General features: G+C 51.3%; 22 protein-coding genes and 1 pseudogene. 4 read left to right on the forward strand and 19 right to left on the reverse strand.

The genetic code is table 11. The features are described 5' to 3' along the window. Positions 1-99: 99 nt before the first annotated feature. From D7M11_RS26105 to D7M11_RS26135, 6 genes are all read right to left on the reverse strand, one after another. Positions 100-1,374, reverse strand: a complete 1,275-nt coding sequence (locus D7M11_RS26105; RefSeq protein WP_120750209.1) for a PBSX family phage terminase large subunit — start codon at positions 1,372-1,374, stop codon at positions 100-102. Further along, the gene (gene terS / locus D7M11_RS26110; protein ID WP_120750210.1) at positions 1,374-2,273 is read right to left on the reverse strand and encodes a phage terminase small subunit; all 900 of its coding nucleotides are present in this window, start codon (positions 2,271-2,273) and stop codon (positions 1,374-1,376) included. Before terS ends, D7M11_RS26105 begins: the two co-directional genes overlap by 1 nt. A gap of 623 nt (positions 2,274-2,896) precedes the next feature. Beyond that, positions 2,897-3,112, reverse strand: coding sequence for a hypothetical protein (locus tag D7M11_RS26120; RefSeq protein WP_120750212.1), 216 nt, complete (start codon positions 3,110-3,112; stop codon positions 2,897-2,899). A gap of 134 nt (positions 3,113-3,246) precedes the next feature. Next, positions 3,247-4,281 (reverse strand): DNA cytosine methyltransferase, encoded by a 1,035-nt coding sequence (locus D7M11_RS26125; protein WP_120750213.1) that lies wholly within the window; start codon positions 4,279-4,281, stop codon positions 3,247-3,249. Next, the gene (locus D7M11_RS26130) at positions 4,278-4,814 is read right to left on the reverse strand and encodes a ParB N-terminal domain-containing protein (RefSeq protein WP_120750214.1); all 537 of its coding nucleotides are present in this window, start codon (positions 4,812-4,814) and stop codon (positions 4,278-4,280) included. The genes D7M11_RS26125 and D7M11_RS26130 overlap by 4 nt, the downstream gene beginning before the upstream one ends. A 65-nt stretch (positions 4,815-4,879) precedes the next feature. Continuing rightward, positions 4,880-5,680 carry a hypothetical protein gene (locus tag D7M11_RS26135; RefSeq protein WP_120750215.1) on the reverse strand — a complete coding sequence of 267 codons (801 nt, stop codon included), beginning with the start codon at positions 5,678-5,680 and terminating at the stop codon, positions 4,880-4,882. A gap of 79 nt (positions 5,681-5,759) precedes the next feature. Here D7M11_RS26135 and D7M11_RS26140 point away from each other — a divergent pair, with 79 nt between their 5' ends. Beyond that, positions 5,760-5,951 carry a hypothetical protein gene (locus D7M11_RS26140; RefSeq protein WP_120750216.1) on the forward strand — a complete coding sequence of 64 codons (192 nt, stop codon included), beginning with the start codon at positions 5,760-5,762 and terminating at the stop codon, positions 5,949-5,951. Beyond that, entirely contained in the window at positions 5,951-6,145 is a 195-nt protein-coding gene (locus D7M11_RS26145) for a hypothetical protein (RefSeq protein ID WP_120750217.1), read from the forward strand. The genes D7M11_RS26140 and D7M11_RS26145 overlap by 1 nt, the downstream gene beginning before the upstream one ends. Before the next feature lie 372 nt (positions 6,146-6,517). Here D7M11_RS26145 and D7M11_RS26150 read toward each other — a convergent pair whose 3' ends face one another. The 3 genes from D7M11_RS26150 to D7M11_RS26160 form a co-directional block, all read right to left on the reverse strand. After that, positions 6,518-6,958 (reverse strand): ArpU family phage packaging/lysis transcriptional regulator, encoded by a 441-nt coding sequence (locus D7M11_RS26150; protein WP_120750218.1) that lies wholly within the window; start codon positions 6,956-6,958, stop codon positions 6,518-6,520. Between the two features lie 304 nt (positions 6,959-7,262). After that, complete coding sequence (locus D7M11_RS37800; RefSeq protein ID WP_275671735.1) at positions 7,263-7,388, reverse strand: hypothetical protein; 126 nt, start codon at positions 7,386-7,388, stop codon at positions 7,263-7,265. 92 nt (positions 7,389-7,480) lie between these two features. Continuing rightward, positions 7,481-7,804, reverse strand: a complete 324-nt coding sequence (locus D7M11_RS26160) for a hypothetical protein (RefSeq protein WP_120750219.1) — start codon at positions 7,802-7,804, stop codon at positions 7,481-7,483. A 198-nt stretch (positions 7,805-8,002) separates the two neighbouring features. On the opposite strand from D7M11_RS26160, the gene D7M11_RS26165 reads away from it, so the two are divergent. After that, entirely contained in the window at positions 8,003-8,188 is a 186-nt protein-coding gene (locus D7M11_RS26165; protein WP_120750220.1) for a hypothetical protein, read from the forward strand. A gap of 207 nt (positions 8,189-8,395) precedes the next feature. On the opposite strand, the gene D7M11_RS26170 is transcribed toward D7M11_RS26165, so the two are convergent. Both D7M11_RS26170 and D7M11_RS26175 read right to left on the reverse strand, forming a co-directional pair. Next, positions 8,396-8,722, reverse strand: coding sequence for a hypothetical protein (locus D7M11_RS26170; protein WP_120750221.1), 327 nt, complete (start codon positions 8,720-8,722; stop codon positions 8,396-8,398). Further along, positions 8,719-9,177, reverse strand: a complete 459-nt coding sequence (locus tag D7M11_RS26175; RefSeq protein ID WP_120750222.1) for an ASCH domain-containing protein — start codon at positions 9,175-9,177, stop codon at positions 8,719-8,721. The genes D7M11_RS26170 and D7M11_RS26175 overlap by 4 nt, the downstream gene beginning before the upstream one ends. Positions 9,178-9,313: 136 nt before the next feature. On the opposite strand from D7M11_RS26175, the gene D7M11_RS26180 reads away from it, so the two are divergent. Next, positions 9,314-9,508, forward strand: a complete 195-nt coding sequence (locus D7M11_RS26180) for a PLDc N-terminal domain-containing protein (protein ID WP_120750223.1) — start codon at positions 9,314-9,316, stop codon at positions 9,506-9,508. A gap of 54 nt (positions 9,509-9,562) precedes the next feature. Here the strand turns inward: D7M11_RS26180 and D7M11_RS26185 are convergent, their stop codons facing one another. The 8 genes and pseudogenes from D7M11_RS26185 to D7M11_RS26215 form a co-directional block, all read right to left on the reverse strand. Continuing rightward, a complete protein-coding gene (locus D7M11_RS26185) occupies positions 9,563-10,303 on the reverse strand; it encodes a phage Gp37/Gp68 family protein (protein WP_240041312.1) in 741 nt (246 codons plus the stop codon). Then, positions 10,272-10,433, reverse strand: coding sequence for a hypothetical protein (locus tag D7M11_RS37805; RefSeq protein ID WP_158606837.1), 162 nt, complete (start codon positions 10,431-10,433; stop codon positions 10,272-10,274). The genes D7M11_RS26185 and D7M11_RS37805 overlap by 32 nt, the downstream gene beginning before the upstream one ends. Continuing rightward, positions 10,378-10,512: pseudogene (locus tag D7M11_RS26190) on the reverse strand (DNA-methyltransferase); the annotation flags it as partial. The gene D7M11_RS37805 and the pseudogene D7M11_RS26190, both read right to left, overlap by 56 nt. 769 nt (positions 10,513-11,281) lie before the next feature. After that, positions 11,282-11,500 (reverse strand): zinc-finger-containing protein, encoded by a 219-nt coding sequence (locus D7M11_RS26195; RefSeq protein ID WP_120750225.1) that lies wholly within the window; start codon positions 11,498-11,500, stop codon positions 11,282-11,284. A 36-nt stretch (positions 11,501-11,536) separates the two neighbouring features. Continuing rightward, positions 11,537-13,426 carry a DNA cytosine methyltransferase gene (locus tag D7M11_RS26200; RefSeq protein ID WP_120750226.1) on the reverse strand — a complete coding sequence of 630 codons (1,890 nt, stop codon included), beginning with the start codon at positions 13,424-13,426 and terminating at the stop codon, positions 11,537-11,539. After that, entirely contained in the window at positions 13,423-14,811 is a 1,389-nt protein-coding gene (locus tag D7M11_RS26205; RefSeq protein WP_120750227.1) for a hypothetical protein, read from the reverse strand. The genes D7M11_RS26200 and D7M11_RS26205 overlap by 4 nt, the downstream gene beginning before the upstream one ends. Before the next feature lie 129 nt (positions 14,812-14,940). Continuing rightward, positions 14,941-15,966 carry a hypothetical protein gene (locus D7M11_RS26210; protein ID WP_120750228.1) on the reverse strand — a complete coding sequence of 342 codons (1,026 nt, stop codon included), beginning with the start codon at positions 15,964-15,966 and terminating at the stop codon, positions 14,941-14,943. A 6-nt stretch (positions 15,967-15,972) separates the two neighbouring features. After that, positions 15,973-16,497 (reverse strand): crossover junction endodeoxyribonuclease RuvC, encoded by a 525-nt coding sequence (locus D7M11_RS26215; protein ID WP_120750229.1) that lies wholly within the window; start codon positions 16,495-16,497, stop codon positions 15,973-15,975. Positions 16,498-16,535 lie beyond the last annotated feature (38 nt).

The raw sequence follows: 16,535 nt of genomic DNA on the forward strand, positions 1-16,535 counted from the left end.
GCTTGGTTGGCTTTGGCCCTTTGGCGGCGGCTGCCGCGCATCGGCTGTTTGCCTGTTACGTCCCTTTTTACTCAAGCGGCGTACCTCCTTTCGTTTTCATTAACCTACCAATCGGCGCGGATTGACAATCGTCTTCACAAAGTAGCGCCCCGCATCCATGCAGTGGTCGTCTTTCTTTACCGGCTGCTCTACCCCACGAAGCGCGGCCTTTCCATCCCAGATGTACCCATTGATTTCCTTTTGAAAATTGGGACAGCGGGTCTTGTGTACCCTGAATCTGCGTTTCGCGATCATGGTGGCCGTCATCTGTATGCCGCTTGCAACATCGTTGTCGGCATCTTTGATTCGGAATCCGCGGCGGCGCATAGTGATTTTGAGAGCTGCTGCGGAAGGATCGACTATTACGTACAGAGGCTGCTCATCCTCATCGCTCCCCACAAACTTCACCAGGTCATCGACGTATTCAGAATTTTCCTTCTGCTTGCCTTCCTTGCGTCCGTCATAGTAGTACTCATCCAATACCCATACCGTTACGCCGTCATCCCAGCAATCCAAAAACACCGTGGCGTTCTGCGTACCATAGTCGACGGCAATGTACCGGCGGGCAAGTCGCTTGAAGCCCGGGGGGAGGTCTCCGTCCGTGAACGTATTTTCCTCGGTCCACATATCGTAGATCGCTCCCTGAGCCAGAACCCAAAGACCGAGAATCATCCGTTTGTACCAGAGCCCTGTGTAAGCTGCCTTGATATTGATCTTGTACAGCTCATCTAGCGAAAGATTGTCGTCTAACTCGAAATGCCAAACCTTGTATCCTTTTTCGTCCGCCTTATCGATAAAATTGACCTTGATGTGATGAAACGGCGAATCCGGGTTTGTAGTCCAGATTGCGCGAGCCCCGGAGAGCGACATCCGGTTCAGCGCCTGAGTGACGACTGATTCTGGATAAAGCGTAACCTCGTCAGCATACCACCCTCCGACAGTCATACCGCGAATGCGGCCTTCCGCCCGGTCGTCGTGAGCCCCGACGCAATAGCATATTTTCTGAATAAACTTCCGCTTTGACTTTTTCGGGTAATCCGGATTCGGAAAAGTCAAGTTCAGGCGGGCGCCGCCCTTAGCGCTCTTAACGTACTTGGCCCGTTTCAAACCGAGTATCCGTTCGATATCCTCGATAACGTTCCGGTATAACGTATCGCTCGTGCTACCGGTCATAAGGAATACACGATGCTTGGAATCTTTAACAAAGTTTATCCATGCAATGATCGATGCGATCGTCTTGCCTGACCGGACCGATCCCTCAAGGATATTTATAAAAGCGTTGGCGTTGCAGATGACATCGAGCTGCTTGAAACTGAAGGGGGTGAATTCGAACATTACGAATCCCTCCTCGACTGCAACAGCTTCATGCTATCTTCGATCGCTTTAGTCAGAGAATCAAGGCTGTCTCCTTCCGTCTCGTCGTCCGTATCGTTTCCACGATTCAGGAGTTCGATTTCAGCTCGCAACTTTTCGATTCGTGCAGCCTTTTCTTCGTCCACCAATCGATTCTTCAATTCGATCGCTTTCAGCTTCTGGCCCTGCACTCGCGTCAGCGCATCCTCGATCCGAAGGATATCCTCCAGCACTCGGAAAGTCGTCGTTTCGATCCTTGCGACAACCATCTTTTCGACCTCGGTAACCACTGTTGTTTGTTTGTTCGTCTTGGGATCAGTAACCGGCTTTGCTTCCTTCACGGTTCGAAGCTCGCGGAGAATGTTACGCTGCTTTTCGGTTAATCCCGATTTCAATTGCTGGATGCGCTTGAGCATCCGGCGTTCCCGAAGGGCCAGCAGCGCGATCGTCTCATCCGCCTGTGAAACCGGGTCGGTGTCGATGGCTTCGAGCAACTCCTGCTCGTCCTCGTCCAGCGCATCCAGCCAGATCGTTTCAAACTCTCCGGTGCGAACCGCCTTTTTGTTCCCGGGCGGGCCGCCGTGGCCGCCTTTGTTTCCGACTGCTCGTTTGTTCCCCGGCGGAGCGCCGCCCTTATTGCCGACTGCGTTTTTGTTCCCCTTCGGCGCACCGATCTTTTTCCGTTGTACAACATCCGTTTCGGGTTGTTGTACAACGTTTTCAGCATCCTGTTGTACAACATTCCATTTGTCACGCTGCTTCCAGACGGCGACCTTCTTTTCGTTGACTTCGAGCAGTTCGGCAATACGGCGGTTTGTGATCTTGCCTTGGTGCTCGTGCCATATTTCCTTGGCTTTGTCCCTGTTTGGATCTCGTGCCACTACATGCCACCACCTCCAAAAAAAATAAAATAAACCGATATATTCTTTACACAATATATTTTGAGGAGATGCTACTGTGGACCCTTTATTACTCTTGAAAATTGTGAGTTCTATTTTTTATGCTTGTCCTTTAATCTTTATATTTCTTATTTTTCTTGATTTTTTCGCATTAAACAAACTTAAGAAGAAGTGCTTCTCAGCCTTTCATAGACGGTCGCTAAAGCGTAACGAAAAGAAGCAACTGCAAAAAGACACATATTATCTTTTTGAAGCATTGAACTCCCTCTCCCCCGAGCAGCTAAGACGTTTGAAAATGATAATTCGAAGAGAACCAGAAGACACTTTTTCTCCAACAACATTTAATATCATCATAGCCGTTACTACCATCTTTGCTGCATTCCTTACACTGCTTCTAACACATTACTCACTTTCAAGCGATACTTTCTTTAAAGATTATTTTTTTAACGCTACTATGGATATTTTTTCGCGACTTCCTATAATAACTATTGTCATATTCAGTTATAGCGCTCGCTTAATATTCAGTTCTCTAATTGATACAAGGAAACGACAACTTACAAAACATTTTTTAAGTGCGATAGACGAAAGCGAGTCCTTTCTCCCTCTCAATAATCGTCTTTCTGGAGGTTGATATCCAATTCGATCAGCTTACGCAGATCGTCAACCGTAGTTATTTCGATCCGGTTTTCCTGAAAATCTTTCACCCAGCGGGCAATCGCCGCTTTGATGATCCGGCGATACTGCTCCTTGCTCTCCATAATGCCCTGCATGACTTCGAGTTCGTGCTGCAGTAACAAGTCTTCGCTGTTTTGCTCCGTCATATTGTGGCTCCCTCGGCTTTCCTGTAAAATGGAAAACGAGATAGCGGCTTTCGGAAATCCACGCGCGTGGTCTCCGCTATCTCAGCCGGGGGATACCCTGGGTCAAGGGGAGGACGTTCGAGCGTCCTCTTTTATTAATTTGTGGCAAACCATTGCTGATTGATCTGCTCCGCGATCCGATGCATCATCAGCGGCGGTACGCTCATTCCGCACACATACGAAACGTCTGTATCCATAAAATCGTAATCCGCCGGGAACGTCTGGATGCGGATAGAATCCAAATCGCTTATACGGCACGGTTCATCCGAGCGAAGAAACCAAGACGAGCTGGCCAACGTGTTCGAAACTTTTTGGTCTTTCAGAATAATCGTGTTGAAATCGCTCGCTCTGCCCTTTTCCCGCTCCGTAATATCGCCCATGCTCAGATCGCATGGCCGCTTCCGCATCCATCTCCGATACGTTTCCCTTTCCGGATTAAGCGGCTTGCCTTCGCCGGATCGAACCTCGCCATAACACACTAGCGGCTCGTTAATATCGAGTTTCAGAGGTAAAAACTCTTCATCCGACCGTGCGGCTACAAAGAAAAGACGTTCCCGTTTTTGAGGAACGCCCATCGTGGCCGAATTGAGTAAGAACAGCTGCGGCTTATACCCGATCTCGCGGAGCCGAGATAGGACCATACTGACGAAGCCTCGTGCCTTCCCGATAATCATTCCCTTGACGTTTTCGGCCACTATAACCCGCGGTCGAAGCTTTTCGGCAACATCCAAGAAGTCAAAAAACAGATCGTCAAGCCGCTGTACGGCCTGCCCCTCACGGAAAGCAAACTCCCCACCCCACTTGTCCTCCCGGTCTCCTGCCATCGAGAAAACGCTGCATGGTGGTGAGCCGTCCAGGATATCCAAATTGAACAATTCGTCCGGCAGCTCCGCATCCGGCAACCGTTTGAAATCCTGAATCGGCATGAGGAACGAGAAGCGCGGGTTATGGTTCTGCCGGTAGATTTGCATCATTTGCGGATCGATCTCCACATTTCCGAGAACTTGATACCCAGCCAGCTTGTACCCCATCGTCGAACCTCCGCCGCACGAAAAGCAACTGAAGACGGTTCGGCCATTCTTACGAACAGCAGCCAAGTCGGTAAGCTTCCAATCCCATGACGGTTTCATATGGAATCATCCTTGTTAAATGGAAATCCGCATCGCGGACACTTGCACTCGAAACGCGACTCATCAAAATCCCCTGTGTCCAGCTCACGGTTTTGAAAATCTCCGATTTGATCTGCTGGCGGCTCTGCAAAGTCCTCGAGCAGCCTGTCGATTTCCTCCGAGTTGAATCCGGATAGATCGAGATCCGCGCCGCTATCTTGCAGCTCCTCCAGCAGCTTCGCTAGCGCTTCATCATCCCAACGGCCGTCCACCTTATTCAGCGCCAGATTAAGCAGCCGCTCCTGCTGGTCGTCCAGATCGACGACCGAAACCTCGAGCTCCGTTCGCCCAAGCTCGTGAACCAATATCTTGTAGCGCTGATGGCCGCCGACCATGTTCCCAGTGCGCTCGTTCCACACGATCGGCTGGACATAGCCGAAGCTTTCGATGCTCCGGCGCAGCTTTTCGTATTCTGGATCATCCGACTGAAGGTCAACTCGAGGGTTATACGCCGCTGCGTTTATCCGATCGATCGGCAAGGTTTTTATGATCATGGGGCAGTCCTCCTTATGCTGAGTCGGTTTTTGGACAAAAGAAAAAGCACCGGTTAGGGTGCTCATCAGTCTCGATATATAGTCCTTGTGCCATCTTTCCCAATTATATTTTCAATTCCGGTACATTCCACAAAACTATCCTTGTTATCATCTGGTACCAGACGATCGGATAAAAACTCAATAAATTCCCTTGGATTATGTGTTCTTTTCCCCCTACTTGCCTCATAATCTTTTTCATATTTTTTTAAAGATCTCAAAAATTTGATCGTAAATTTAATACGGTCAAACATAAATTTGTGCTCTAGCACTCGAATCGCACCATCTACTCCTAATACTTTTACAAGCATATGCCAAATAGAGAAATAAATCATATGCATTTCTAGTTCAATTTTATCCCGTTTGTCTAGTATCTTTATTTTCTTGTTGATAGAATAGAAGTCCTCGAGAAATGTATAGAATAAAATTAACTCTGAACGATACTCTAGTGATCCCTCACCGTCGAATGTATATTTTGCCCGAAATACTTTAGTATAAGCTTGCCGTAAACCTGGTGAAGCAAATTTTAAATTTTCACTGATGTGCTTTAAAAATTTATTCTTGTACTCTTTCTCACTGAACCCTTCATTCAGGTCATGGGCCTTTCGAAACATAGTAGACATATCGAAGTATGCATATACATCGATAATAATTGGAGCAATTAGCTGAAAATAAGTGTCGCGATAATTTTTAATAGCTTCGCGACGAATTGTTAATCGATGTGAAAAATACTGAGCTACACAAGCCCCTATAAAAGCGCCTACTAATGTTGCAAATGACGTAATAAATGCGGGCCGAACAGAATCGGGCAACGAATCCAAAAATCCCATGTCTTCACCTCGATTTCAGATTTCGACATCCTGCAGGGATTTCCTCCCATATGCAGAATACTTCTTTTGGAGGTGCCCCATGATCGAAAAATATTCGCTCGCCAATGAGCCCGGGAAGACAATGTTCGTTTTCCCGGCGCTGGCCGGCAAGGTGTATGGCCATATCGTTAAAAACCGGACAGCGAAAGATCCTGCTAAGCTCGTGTTTGAAACGCCCAAGTACGATAACGTTGAAGCGTTGAAAGCCGACTACCCGGAGGCGGAGGAATAATGCTCGCTTCCGGTTTTGTCTTAAGCTCCGACCATCATTTTCGAGTTGCCATGCATAACGGCCTGCCTGTTGAGGTATGGCTGCACGGCGAGCTGCTTGACTACGGCGGACCGATCGAGGCGATCAATGAGCATTTTGCCACGATCCAGGGCTCCAAATACCCGCGTTCGTCCTGCGTGTTCAAAATCCGATAAACAAAAAAGTTCCCGTTTTGGGAACCTCTCTCTTTATATGTACTTAGTTACAAAGGCGGTGTTTTAAAACCTCGCCGCTGCTGTTTTAATGATTGATGATTAGAATATCGCTTTCGCTCATTCTCTTTAAAAGCCTAGCACTTAGTTACTAGATACGTAATAAGGGCATTATACTGATTTGGCCGATTTGAGGTCAATCGCCCCAAAGCCTCATTTTAATAATACCGCCCCCGGGGAGGCGGCTGAAGATGTGGGGCATGTATTTCTTACTTGGCACAATACAAGAATACCATGCCCCGGTGCAAATGCTCTGCGTTTTTTCTTCGATTTTTCCGCGATTTTCCTTTAATTTCTCTTCACGTTTTCCGGGCTTTATTCTTGGCCGGGGGCGTACACCTCGAGCCGCAGCGCGAATGCGAGCTTATAAACGGCGCTGGATTTGATCTTGTAATACCTGCCTTCACGGATGTCCATGTCCATCATGACCTGATAGTCGAATACCTCATCCTCCAGGTACCGCCGCTCAATAATCTCGCGTTCGATTCGACCGAGGCGGGACACGGCCCGAATCACCTGTTCATACCGCTGATGCTCTGACTCTTCCATGTCTACGTTATGGACCGCGGTATCCTCGGTCGCCTTACTGATCGCATTCGTATTTCCATGAAAGCGAGGAGTCCACGAAGTTGTCGTTTGGATCTCTCGCCGGATAAACCCGACCTGCTTGTATATACGTGCTGACTCCAATCGTTCCTCAACGGCCGTCCGGGTCGCCTCTCTGTCTATTTCAAACGGAAATTGCATCTGTGCCATGCTGCCCCACACCTCCGGATGTGATATACTTGGTGATGTGATGTGGAACGAAGTGTTCGACACCCCCGCGGCCCGGCCAGGTGCGGGGGTTATTTTTATTTTACAGCCTATTTTGCAGGTTGTTTCTGCGAATTTTCATTCGGCAAGCTTTCCGACCATGATTCCGGCGATGTCTCGGCTACCCGAACGATAATGCCATGTACATTCCGCGCAACCCAAAGCATTTCCTGCTTCCAGACGGCCTCATTCATTGGCTTCACGTTCCTTTCCACGATCGAGCAGATTTACTGCTGCACCCTGCGGTTTATTGATTAATGTTAAAGGCGACAGCAGTTTGACGGTCATCTCGAATACTTGCCGCTGCTCCTCCGTGAGTGCCGCGGGGTAGAATACCGTCTTTGCAATAAAACAGCACTGGTTGATCTTTCATGGCTGCTCTCCTCATCAGATGAACTTTCTACTTTCCAGATCAATTTCACCCGTATCCTGATTCCAGTCAGCGACGGGCTTCGGCCTATTCCGTTACTTTGCACGCTCGTACTTCACATCATGGAAAAACTCGCTCAAGAGATAGGCGCATCCGGCTTCCTTGTGCTCGTGTTTCGGCTCCCATGATCCCATAATTGCTTTTACATGACGGAGAGCCTTTTGGGTTTCCACACCTTCCTTCGGATTCCATTCGGCGTTTTTGAGCCCATAGTAAAACCAATCTGATACGACTTTATTCCATTTGCTTCTTTCACTACGGAACTCTTGGGGTATCTCGTTGTAAGGGGGTAGCAGTTTTTTCATATCTCCCCCGAATGCCAAGTTTAGGTCTGTTACTTCCTGAACAGCGATTTTCATATGATTTGGCTCCTTTCTTTGATTTGATTTTGCAGCGATGCTGCCATCGATCCGACCGAACCACCCAGGCCGATAAGGGGGTTATAGGGCTGTTACTCTTTTACCCCTGTATCTGTTCCATGAGGATTCTCCTTTACCACAATATACCTGTATACCTCACCTTTGACGTTCGCTAGAATCAATCAGGAGGTGCTTATCTTGCACGGAATCATGGTTCATCAATACTTAGATTATTGCAAACGTCACCCCGAGGAGCGGAACAAATCCGGCGATATTTACGATCGCTTTTACTTGTTTTTGACTGATCTTCTTGGGATGGACGCACGGGAGGCTCAGGAAGAAACAGCATACTGGATGAATCAGGTTTGCGATTTAATGGATTAGGGGGCAAATCCTCTTCTCCTTTAGCCCCTATTGGGCCTTAATGGTGGCAACTGCAAACCGCGATTGCGTTTCGTTGATCGTGCCAAAACTCGAAGCGTATACGCGCCTGACGCTGTTCTTCGGATGTTTTCGTTTCATCACGGACTATCCTCACCTGCTCCAGCATTTTGTCGTGCATTTCATGCCATTTGCATTGTGGCCTATCCTTCATGGGGTCTGCTCCAATCCGGCGAGACGCTTCATGATCAACCATTCATCAAGTGGAGGTGTAAACGGATTTTCTGTTTCTGCACGATGAGTAAAAGCAGGATGGCAGCTTGCCTTATATCGAATCGACAATTTGTAATCCATAACCATGCGTACTACTTCTTCCGGCGTCTCTTTAACGTACAAGGGGGGATAACTGTATTCATCGTTTACCCTGGAGATGGCCGTTCCTTCCATATCATCAAAAGCTCCAAATCCAACGCCCGTTACATGTTCCACAATCAGCCAATGCGGCTTTCCCGTCTTGAGCAAGGTCAATTTGATCATTTCGTTTGCTCCTCCCTCACCCAATTCCAAAGACCCTGCTGACCCTTCGCTGGAATCGGATCCGGCAGCTGTTTCACGTCGTTCAGTTCCCAAACAAAACGGCCAGAAGTGTAATCTCCAAAAATGAACTCTTTATCCGTTGTTTCAAAATGCGTTCGCCGCCTCTCGGCTTCAAGAAGAACAAGCCCGCCTAATGTATCGTGCTTTATCATGAAGCACTCTGAAAGATTCGCGGTAGCCACGACAACCCCGGTCGGCAGGTTGCCCGCCGTATAGCCATGTGCGGCCAGCGTCGACCTGATTGGCTCCCGCTCGCACGCTTCCCGGTCCACCTTTTTGCCGGCGTGGATCGCGATCGGCCCGCGGTATTTCGTCGGCCAGCTGCGCGTTTCGAACTGCTTGTCCCCTATGGCAATCAGCGTTGCCCACGGCTGGATTATCGTTATAGCTTTCATGATTACCACCCGTCCCCTTCATGTTTCGGTTGATCGTACGCTTGGAAGCCGTCGTAATCTCCCTTGAATTAATAAACACTGCAACATTCAGTCCGTTTTATCGTATTAATCTATAAACTTGAGGAAGGTGATCAAAATGGCCATAATATTTACTGGTGTACTATTCATCTCGTTACTCCTTCTGGTCCTTCACATCCTAGTTTGCGTTTGGGCATACCGAGACTGCATCAGTAGGGGTAGAAGTAGCGAGTACGCTATCGTCGTGCTAGTTGCTCTTTTGTTTTTCCCAGTTGCCGGGTTAATTGTTTATTTATTAATTCGCAATAATTAGGGGGAAGCATTCCCCCCATCCACGCACCTCTTTCGCGGCTAAGTTCTTTTCAGCTTATTTCACCCCCGGAAACTCGTCCCATATCCGCCCATCCAATAAGCGGCCGGCAGCTTTCTTGCCAATCCGGCGAACCGTCGCGCCGTCAGCGAATTGATGGTGGGGCCCGTCCCCTTCAACTTCGCTGACTGAAACAAATTCTCCCCACTGTTTAAATAGGAACGGCACACCTGCAGCCTGACACTGATCCCGGAGGCTGCGCGCCCAATCAGGATGCATCGGGCGGGCGCCCGATCCGCTCTCGCCGCCGACTACACACCACTGGATGTGCTCGTTTGTCGGTTCCGCATTCGGGTACCCGTGGATGTTGTCCGGATCATAGTAGCTCGGGCTCCATCCGGGAGTGAGCAACCATTCCCCGAGGTTTACCGGTCCCAGCAGTGGCTCACATGAGAGGAACCGGACCGCCGCCGGCGTCTGGAGCAGCAGCGGGATGCGCCTGTCCGCCTCTTGTTGGTTTTCGACCGTTGTCCCAATCCAGACATTTTTCCAGCCGCTCCATAACGGACTCGTCATCCGGCTTATGTTTTGTGGCCGCTTGGTGAGCAGTAGCCAGTCGAGATTTGGCGTGCTTGCGATTAAACCAAAGAGATCATGACGCCATTTATCAGGCACCTGATTGTCGAACACGTCCGCAAGGCTCGCGCAGAAGACGCGCTGCCGCCGGGCGTTCTCCTCGTAAAATCGATCATGCTTGGCATTCCATTTAATCGGCTGCCGCCACGTACCGCAGGATATCGTCGATGATCGCCGCATGCTGCGGGTTGTAGCCCCGGAAATTCGGCGATATGTCTTTGAACATGCCCGTCACCTCATAGCTGCAATTTCGGCTGCACCGTAGCCGTTCGGCGTTCGGCCAACTCGACATAGTCTGGATTCATCTCGATCACTGTGCATTCACGCCCGTTTTCGAGCGCGACCTTTAACGGTGTTCCGCTCCCGCCGAATGGATCAAGAACGTGCCAGCCTACAGGATGCTATATCCTATATTGGATGTATCTGTATTTACAATTAATTATAGGATTTTTTAATAGATATCGACTTTATTCGAGATTATTTAGTTAAATTATACCATGTTATAAAATGGTATTGTTGTATAATGATCCCTAGTGGAGTCGTTGGCCAACAGATATCTACGTAATCAATATCAAGGAGGAACATAAAGTGAGATTTCCGAATAAACGGTCTCTAATGGTTTCCTTAATGATGCTAGTTCTCCTATTCAGTTTCAGCACTTCTGCATTTGCTGATGGTTACGTTACAAAGTTCGTGGTACCATCGAGCCACCTTACTACTACTCCAAGTAACCCTTATTGGCTAGAGGATAGCTACGAAGAAGTCTTCAGTTGGATGCAACCCTCCTCTACATCACTTTTCGTGCTCAGAATTTATCATCCAAATGGTGTATTTGATACTGGATTAATTGCATCTAATACAGCACCAGGGTCATATTCTGGGTGGTATCACTTCCAAAATTCGATTTGGGGGTCTTTACCTAGGGATACAACTATGTGGGCTACTATAGGTACATATGAATGGGTACCAGGAACTGGTTTTGTACTTAATGGTACCGATTCTGTCTACTTCGCTATTGCGAGTCCTCCTGAATCTTAATCTTTATAGCTTCGGCGTGTATGCCGCCGAAGCTTTTTACCCCTTCTATCATTGGTTACTCTCCTCCTATCGAACCACCGCTTAACTGTTCCAGCCAGTCCATTACCTCAAAGCTGCAATTTCGGCTGCACCGTAGCCGTCCGTCGTTCGGCCAGCTCGCAGCTCGCTATTAGCTAATCGACCGAGCGGAATCATTGTGCCCGTATGCACCCCGACATAAGCGTCAAAGTTCGTGCATTTGTAGCAGCGCCCGTTGCCGTATTCCCGCCCGTAATGGCCGCATTGCTCGTATAAATAACCCGACTGCTGCAGAAAGGGCATTTTGTCGGGACAGGGTATTCACTTGTCATCCCCTCGTTAATGCACTAGCGTTGGCTGCTCCTCGGCTCCCGGAGCAACCCACACGGCCTGATAGCCCATCCTGAACGTGACTCCCTGCCGGCTGCAAAGGATCGCCGCGCCGATCTCCTCGATCCATCGTTTTGCCGACGGCGGCGGGACGAGATTGCCGATATACTCCCGCGCCTTCTTGTCCGACTTGACGCCGACCAACTCGAACGGCCGCCGATCCGGCATATACCGTGGCATGCCCTGGAGCATGGCAAGCTCGAAGGTTGTGAGCGCCCGGTGACGGGTACCGTCCAGCGAAATAATGATCCAGACACCGCGTTCGTAATCGTCCGGAATGCGCGGATCAGCGACGGCGGACGTTCCGGAATGGACATCACCGCCGGTCACCGTTGGTGCTGACGCATCCCATTCCATGACCCCATACGTCCCGTTACGCGGTGAGCAGTTGACGCGCGGATCAGCGATGCTGCAAGCCGACTGCATAACCCGCTCCGTCGCCCGGACGGTCTTCGCGGGATCATCCCAACTCTGTACCCCGTAGCAGTCCGGATAAAGCTCCGTTTTCACCCGCGGATCGTTGATGGAAAGCGCGCCGGTCTGGATGTCCGTCTGACCGATGATCGTGCTCGCCGGTGTTTCCCAGTCGCTGACCTTGTAAGTTCCCGGGTACTTTCCGGCCCACTTATTCACGCGCGGGTCGTTGATCGCAACGCCGCCGCTGCCCAGCCGGGCGCCAGTGATCGTCGGCGCAGGCTCGTCGAAGCGGGAAATGCGATACGCGTTCCCCTGCTTGTTTTCGTTGTGCTGAATGCGCGGGTCCGATATAAGCGTCGCCCCATTGCTCGGGTGAGCCCCGCTCGTCACGCAAGGCGCTGGCTCGTCGTGCCGGTAGATGCGGTAAATGTTGTTGTATCTCGCATCAGAGTATCCCGCGCGCGGGTCGGATATGGCCGTAGCGCTGTTGCTGCGCCCCGGTCCGGCCGCCCCGGTGATCGCCCGGCTGGGCTTTTCCCAATCCTCTACGCCATATGCGCCGTTCCGCGGCTCGTGCTGTACCCGCAGGTTTTGCCAATCAAGTTCCTCCAATGCCCGCCAATCCTTCCCGGCCGGGATCGTCGCCAGCCGGAGGGCAACCAGCCACGAAAGCATCGGTTCGCGGTGATGCCGCCCGCCAGCGGCCGTGTCGCCGGGCATCGGCAGCGGGCTGATCACGTCGCCGATCGTCTTTAAGGGTAGCTTTGCCGGCTCAAAGATTTCCGCCGGGCATTTATCGGGATGTCTGGCGATGAGGATGTATCGCTTCCGCCGCGCGCCGAGCCCGCCGATCTCTCCCGCGCAAAAGACCGCTTCCCGAATCAGATAACCCGCATCGATCATCATCTTTTTAAGCTTTTCGAGTACATCCTTGCCGCGTGTCTGGATTCCCGGTACGTTTTCCATGAGCATGACCGGAATCGGATCGTGCTCGAAAGCCTTCAGCGTCAACTCTGTTTCCCGGAGCGCGAGCTGATTCAACGCCTGGTACTTCTTCGATTTCGACTTTTTCCCGCCGAGCAGTCCCGTAAAGCCCTTGCACGGAGCGCTGCGGAAGCTGATATCCGGCGTTTTGTAGTCACATGCCCGCCAGATGTCATCCGGCTCCAGCTCGCGCCAATCGTCCGGCGGCTCATGGCCGTGCCAGTCAATAAACTGCTGCCGGGAAAAGAAATCGAATTGATAGCACGGCGAGCCGGTGAAAGCCTCGAAATTTCGGCAGGCGTCCGGATCGACATCCATGCCGCAGACAACCTCGACCTCACCGACGACCCCGAAAGCTTCGGGGCGGGCCGCCTTAGCTCCGATGGCGCCGCCCCCAATCCCGCAGAACGGGAAGATTGCTGTTAATTTTTTGTTCATCCCGCCTGCTCCCGTCCTGCCAACGTTGCAAGATGTCGTGCATTGTGATGTGCGAAGTAGCGTTTGACGAATCCGAACACGTCATCTTGCTCGGGATGCAGGTCCTCCATTTCGGAATGAATGAAGCCGACGAAAATTTGTACGAGTTGGAACAACTCAGACGCTGCTCGCTCCCTGTTCATTGCGGACAATTCAATTTCGGTTGCAAACCGGTCGATTCCCGCGTTAAGGTCGATGCGCTGCCGGATTGGGTGATCTCCCGGGAGGATCGGGAGCCGGAGGAAAACAAATCCGCGGTTCCGCTCTCGTTCGTCCTCAAGTACCCGTACTCGACTGCGCAGGTTTTCGGCCACATCGTTTGCAATCCTTGCCTCCGTCTGGAGCCGCTTATTCTCGGCCTCCAGGAGCATAATTTGCGTGGCAGCCTGCTCGGCATCATAATGCATTGCCTCGGACTCGCGACGATCTTCGTAATCCTTCTGGAGCGAGCGATTCGCCACTTCCAGTTCAGTGCCGAGCGTTTCACAGGTTTCTGTCAGCTCCGTGACGATCCCTTTCAAGTGGGCGATCTCCGTGTCCATCTGCCGGTTCCGACCGACTACGGTATCGATGTAACTCTCGGCAACCTCGTTATCCTGCGCACGTCCACCCTTTTCCTGTTCGGCAACCTCTTGCCAATGAGCTGCGGCAGCTTTAAAGTTCGTGAGCTCCTGTTCATCAATCTTGATTTTTTCCCGGAGCCTTCCGATCTCTGCGTCCTTCTCCGCAATCAAGCCCAGTTCCGCCTCAGTTATTATTTGGGCCGTCGCTTCTTCGCTCGCGTGTCCCTCCTGCTGCAACTCTGCAGGGCTCGCGTCAGCAGCTGGGGCTGGCTTCAACGCCGCTAGCGCTTCATCCTCCGCTGCCTTTTCTTTCAGGCCCCATTCCGTGAGCTTCGCGTAAAAGGGGTTGGTATTGACTCCAAGCAATTTCATGATTTTGGTCCGCGTCTCGCCAGCAGCTCGGCGGGTAAGGTACTCCTCGCGGGTAAGGGCGTCCAGTTTCATTTGCGACATCGCCTCTTCCTCCTTGTTGCGATCGATGAGCCCCCACTCCCGGAGCTGCTTGACCAGCTTGTTCTCTTCGTTGTTAAAATGCGACAGCGTAATGTCCTTGCGGTTTTTGCCTGTGATCCGCAGCTGCAGGTAAGAGTCCCTGTTCAGGGTCGGCTCCCACGGCTTTACCTGCGGGCCAGCCTTTTGAGCAAGGCGCTGTTCCAACTCCACCAGTTCTTCCGGGCTCATTCGCCCTGGTACCACTGGCCCGTTTGCTTTATTCCGAGCCTCGACCTCTTTATCCACCATCGGGACCCGCCCGCCGCTAACGCTCAGGATTTCAATTCCCATGTGTTCCCCTCCTGATGTTAACGCCCCTGCCGTTGACTCGGCGGGGGCGCTGTCATGTCTTATCTATGCAGTTAATGGTTTTTATGCGTCCGTCCAATCGGGCGCCTTATAAGGCGATTATGAAGGTCGTTAAATAGTGCCGTTTCCGATCATATTTTGAACAAGCGATTTGTACTTGTTCCATGTCGTAGAGAGCTGACTGGACGTGATGCCAAGCGAAGAAGCGATTTCCTTCCACGTTTCACCAGCCTTCTTACGAGCGAACAAAGCGGCGTAATCATGGTCCAGCCCATCGAACTGCGGCCTGTGTGTCAGGATATAATCTTCGACGTCCACCGGTGTAGCGCCCGCAGGCTGCTCCCCAGCAGATCCGGCATCGCCTTCCGTGCCGCCATCGGTTCCAGTCGTAGAGGTGCCATCTGTTTCGCCCAAAACATCGCGTCCCCAGTCACTCAGTTCGTCATTGTCGTCATCTGCATCCCCGTCCGAATGCGGGTCCCAATCCAATTCGCCCTCATCAGAGGGGGGTGCTCCGTCTTGAATGCCCTGGAGGACGCCGCCGGCGTTAATCAAATCCTCGATCGCATAGCAGCCTTCTGAATGTTCCAGACCGAGCTCGTTTTTCACGTCGTCGCCGAGGACGACCCCGGCGTCTTCGCCGTTGATATATTTTTTCGGCGTCCGCCCGGTCCCGCTGACGATCGGGAAGACATATTCGACCGTATCGCCGTCACCTTCTCCGTCACCGCCGCCCAAATTACTCCTTGCTATAACGATCTCCTTGCCGGCATACTCGTCCGCGGGCTCGGCTGTCTCAGGAGCCACAGGCGTCGCTCCAGCCTGCTCCGCCGGGCTGGTAGCAGGTGCCTGATCATTCGCCGGTTTAGCGTCGCCGAAGTCCAACTGCCTGCCAACGGATTCGACCACCCCGAATTGATCGGTCGTAATCTTCCGGCGCTCGGGACGCTCGTCTTCGTCGTCAAGGTCCATTTGCGATTGCGGATCATCGAACGATACGATCAGCTCTTTGTCCAGCGACTGCAGGTATCGTTGGTTGAAGACCATCGCGTCCTTATTGCTCATCGAAAGCTTAATCGTCGTCTTGGTCTTGTTGCTCGTAACGCCTTCGAGGGTAGTCGTAAATAGTTTTTTCATGAGGGTTCAGCTCCTTGATGTCGTTTTTTGATGATAAGCCCAGCAGAGCGCGATCGCGTCCGCAGGGTCATAAAGTCTTGTTTTGACTTCTCCGGCTTTGCCTTTCTTACCGTCCACTTTGTACAGGACAGGAATAGCGATCTGATCGAACTCCAGACCGAAACGCATCGCCATATCCAGCGCGACCGTCTCTTTGTCCGCATTTCCCCTGCCGGTCTGCATTTTAAGCTCCGACGGCCGGATCGTCTCAATCCTAATTCCCAGGTGCAGCGCAGCCAGTGTAACTACGGAGTAGGCACCGACTAAGGCAAGTACAGTTGTGGCATTTTCGAAATGCACCGGTCGCTCCAAAACAAGGATATCCGGTCGGTGCGACCGTATAAGGTTGCAAGCATCCCGGTATATCGTGTCGAGCACTTCTGGCATTTTGATTTTTGTAAAATCTCTGGACGCAAATTCAAGTAGCCTACCGTTCCGCATTGTTGCCCAGCCTGCGTAATTGGTGCCGTGATCGATACCGAGTAGCTTCAAGCTTTCCGCCTCCTTGGCCGGATCGGTACCGGCCACGG

Origin of the sequence: Paenibacillus ginsengarvi, assembly GCF_003626695.1 — a bacterium.
Taxonomy (GTDB): Bacteria; Bacillota; Bacilli; order Paenibacillales; family NBRC-103111; genus Paenibacillus_AB; species Paenibacillus_AB ginsengarvi.

Bases quoted from the DNA above. Each gene is read 5' to 3' on its own strand.
- D7M11_RS37800 (WP_275671735.1), bottom strand. From the start codon at position 7,388: ATGAAAGATCAACCAGTGCTGTTTTATTGCAAAGACGGTATTCTACCC.
- D7M11_RS26120 (WP_120750212.1), bottom strand. From the start codon at position 3,112: ATGACGGAGCAAAACAGCGAAGACTTGTTACTGCAGCACGAACTCGAA.
- D7M11_RS26130 (WP_120750214.1), bottom strand. From the start codon at position 4,814: ATGATCATAAAAACCTTGCCGATCGATCGGATAAACGCAGCGGCGTAT.
- D7M11_RS26175 (WP_120750222.1), bottom strand. From the start codon at position 9,177: ATGAAAGCTATAACGATAATCCAGCCGTGGGCAACGCTGATTGCCATA.
- D7M11_RS26145 (WP_120750217.1), top strand. From the start codon at position 5,951: ATGCTCGCTTCCGGTTTTGTCTTAAGCTCCGACCATCATTTTCGAGTT.
- D7M11_RS26200 (WP_120750226.1), bottom strand. From the start codon at position 13,426: ATGAACAAAAAATTAACAGCAATCTTCCCGTTCTGCGGGATTGGGGGC.
- D7M11_RS26125 (WP_120750213.1), bottom strand. From the start codon at position 4,281: ATGAAACCGTCATGGGATTGGAAGCTTACCGACTTGGCTGCTGTTCGT.
- D7M11_RS26140 (WP_120750216.1), top strand. From the start codon at position 5,760: ATGATCGAAAAATATTCGCTCGCCAATGAGCCCGGGAAGACAATGTTC.
- D7M11_RS26105 (WP_120750209.1), bottom strand. From the start codon at position 1,374: ATGTTCGAATTCACCCCCTTCAGTTTCAAGCAGCTCGATGTCATCTGC.
- D7M11_RS26150 (WP_120750218.1), bottom strand. From the start codon at position 6,958: ATGGCACAGATGCAATTTCCGTTTGAAATAGACAGAGAGGCGACCCGG.
- D7M11_RS26210 (WP_120750228.1), bottom strand. From the start codon at position 15,966: ATGAAAAAACTATTTACGACTACCCTCGAAGGCGTTACGAGCAACAAG.
- D7M11_RS26135 (WP_120750215.1), bottom strand. From the start codon at position 5,680: ATGGGATTTTTGGATTCGTTGCCCGATTCTGTTCGGCCCGCATTTATT.
- D7M11_RS26195 (WP_120750225.1), bottom strand. From the start codon at position 11,500: ATGCCCTTTCTGCAGCAGTCGGGTTATTTATACGAGCAATGCGGCCAT.
- D7M11_RS26205 (WP_120750227.1), bottom strand. From the start codon at position 14,811: ATGGGAATTGAAATCCTGAGCGTTAGCGGCGGGCGGGTCCCGATGGTG.
- D7M11_RS26160 (WP_120750219.1), bottom strand. From the start codon at position 7,804: ATGAAAATCGCTGTTCAGGAAGTAACAGACCTAAACTTGGCATTCGGG.
- D7M11_RS26180 (WP_120750223.1), top strand. From the start codon at position 9,314: ATGGCCATAATATTTACTGGTGTACTATTCATCTCGTTACTCCTTCTG.
- D7M11_RS26170 (WP_120750221.1), bottom strand. From the start codon at position 8,722: ATGATCAAATTGACCTTGCTCAAGACGGGAAAGCCGCATTGGCTGATT.
- D7M11_RS37805 (WP_158606837.1), bottom strand. From the start codon at position 10,433: ATGTCGAGTTGGCCGAACGCCGAACGGCTACGGTGCAGCCGAAATTGC.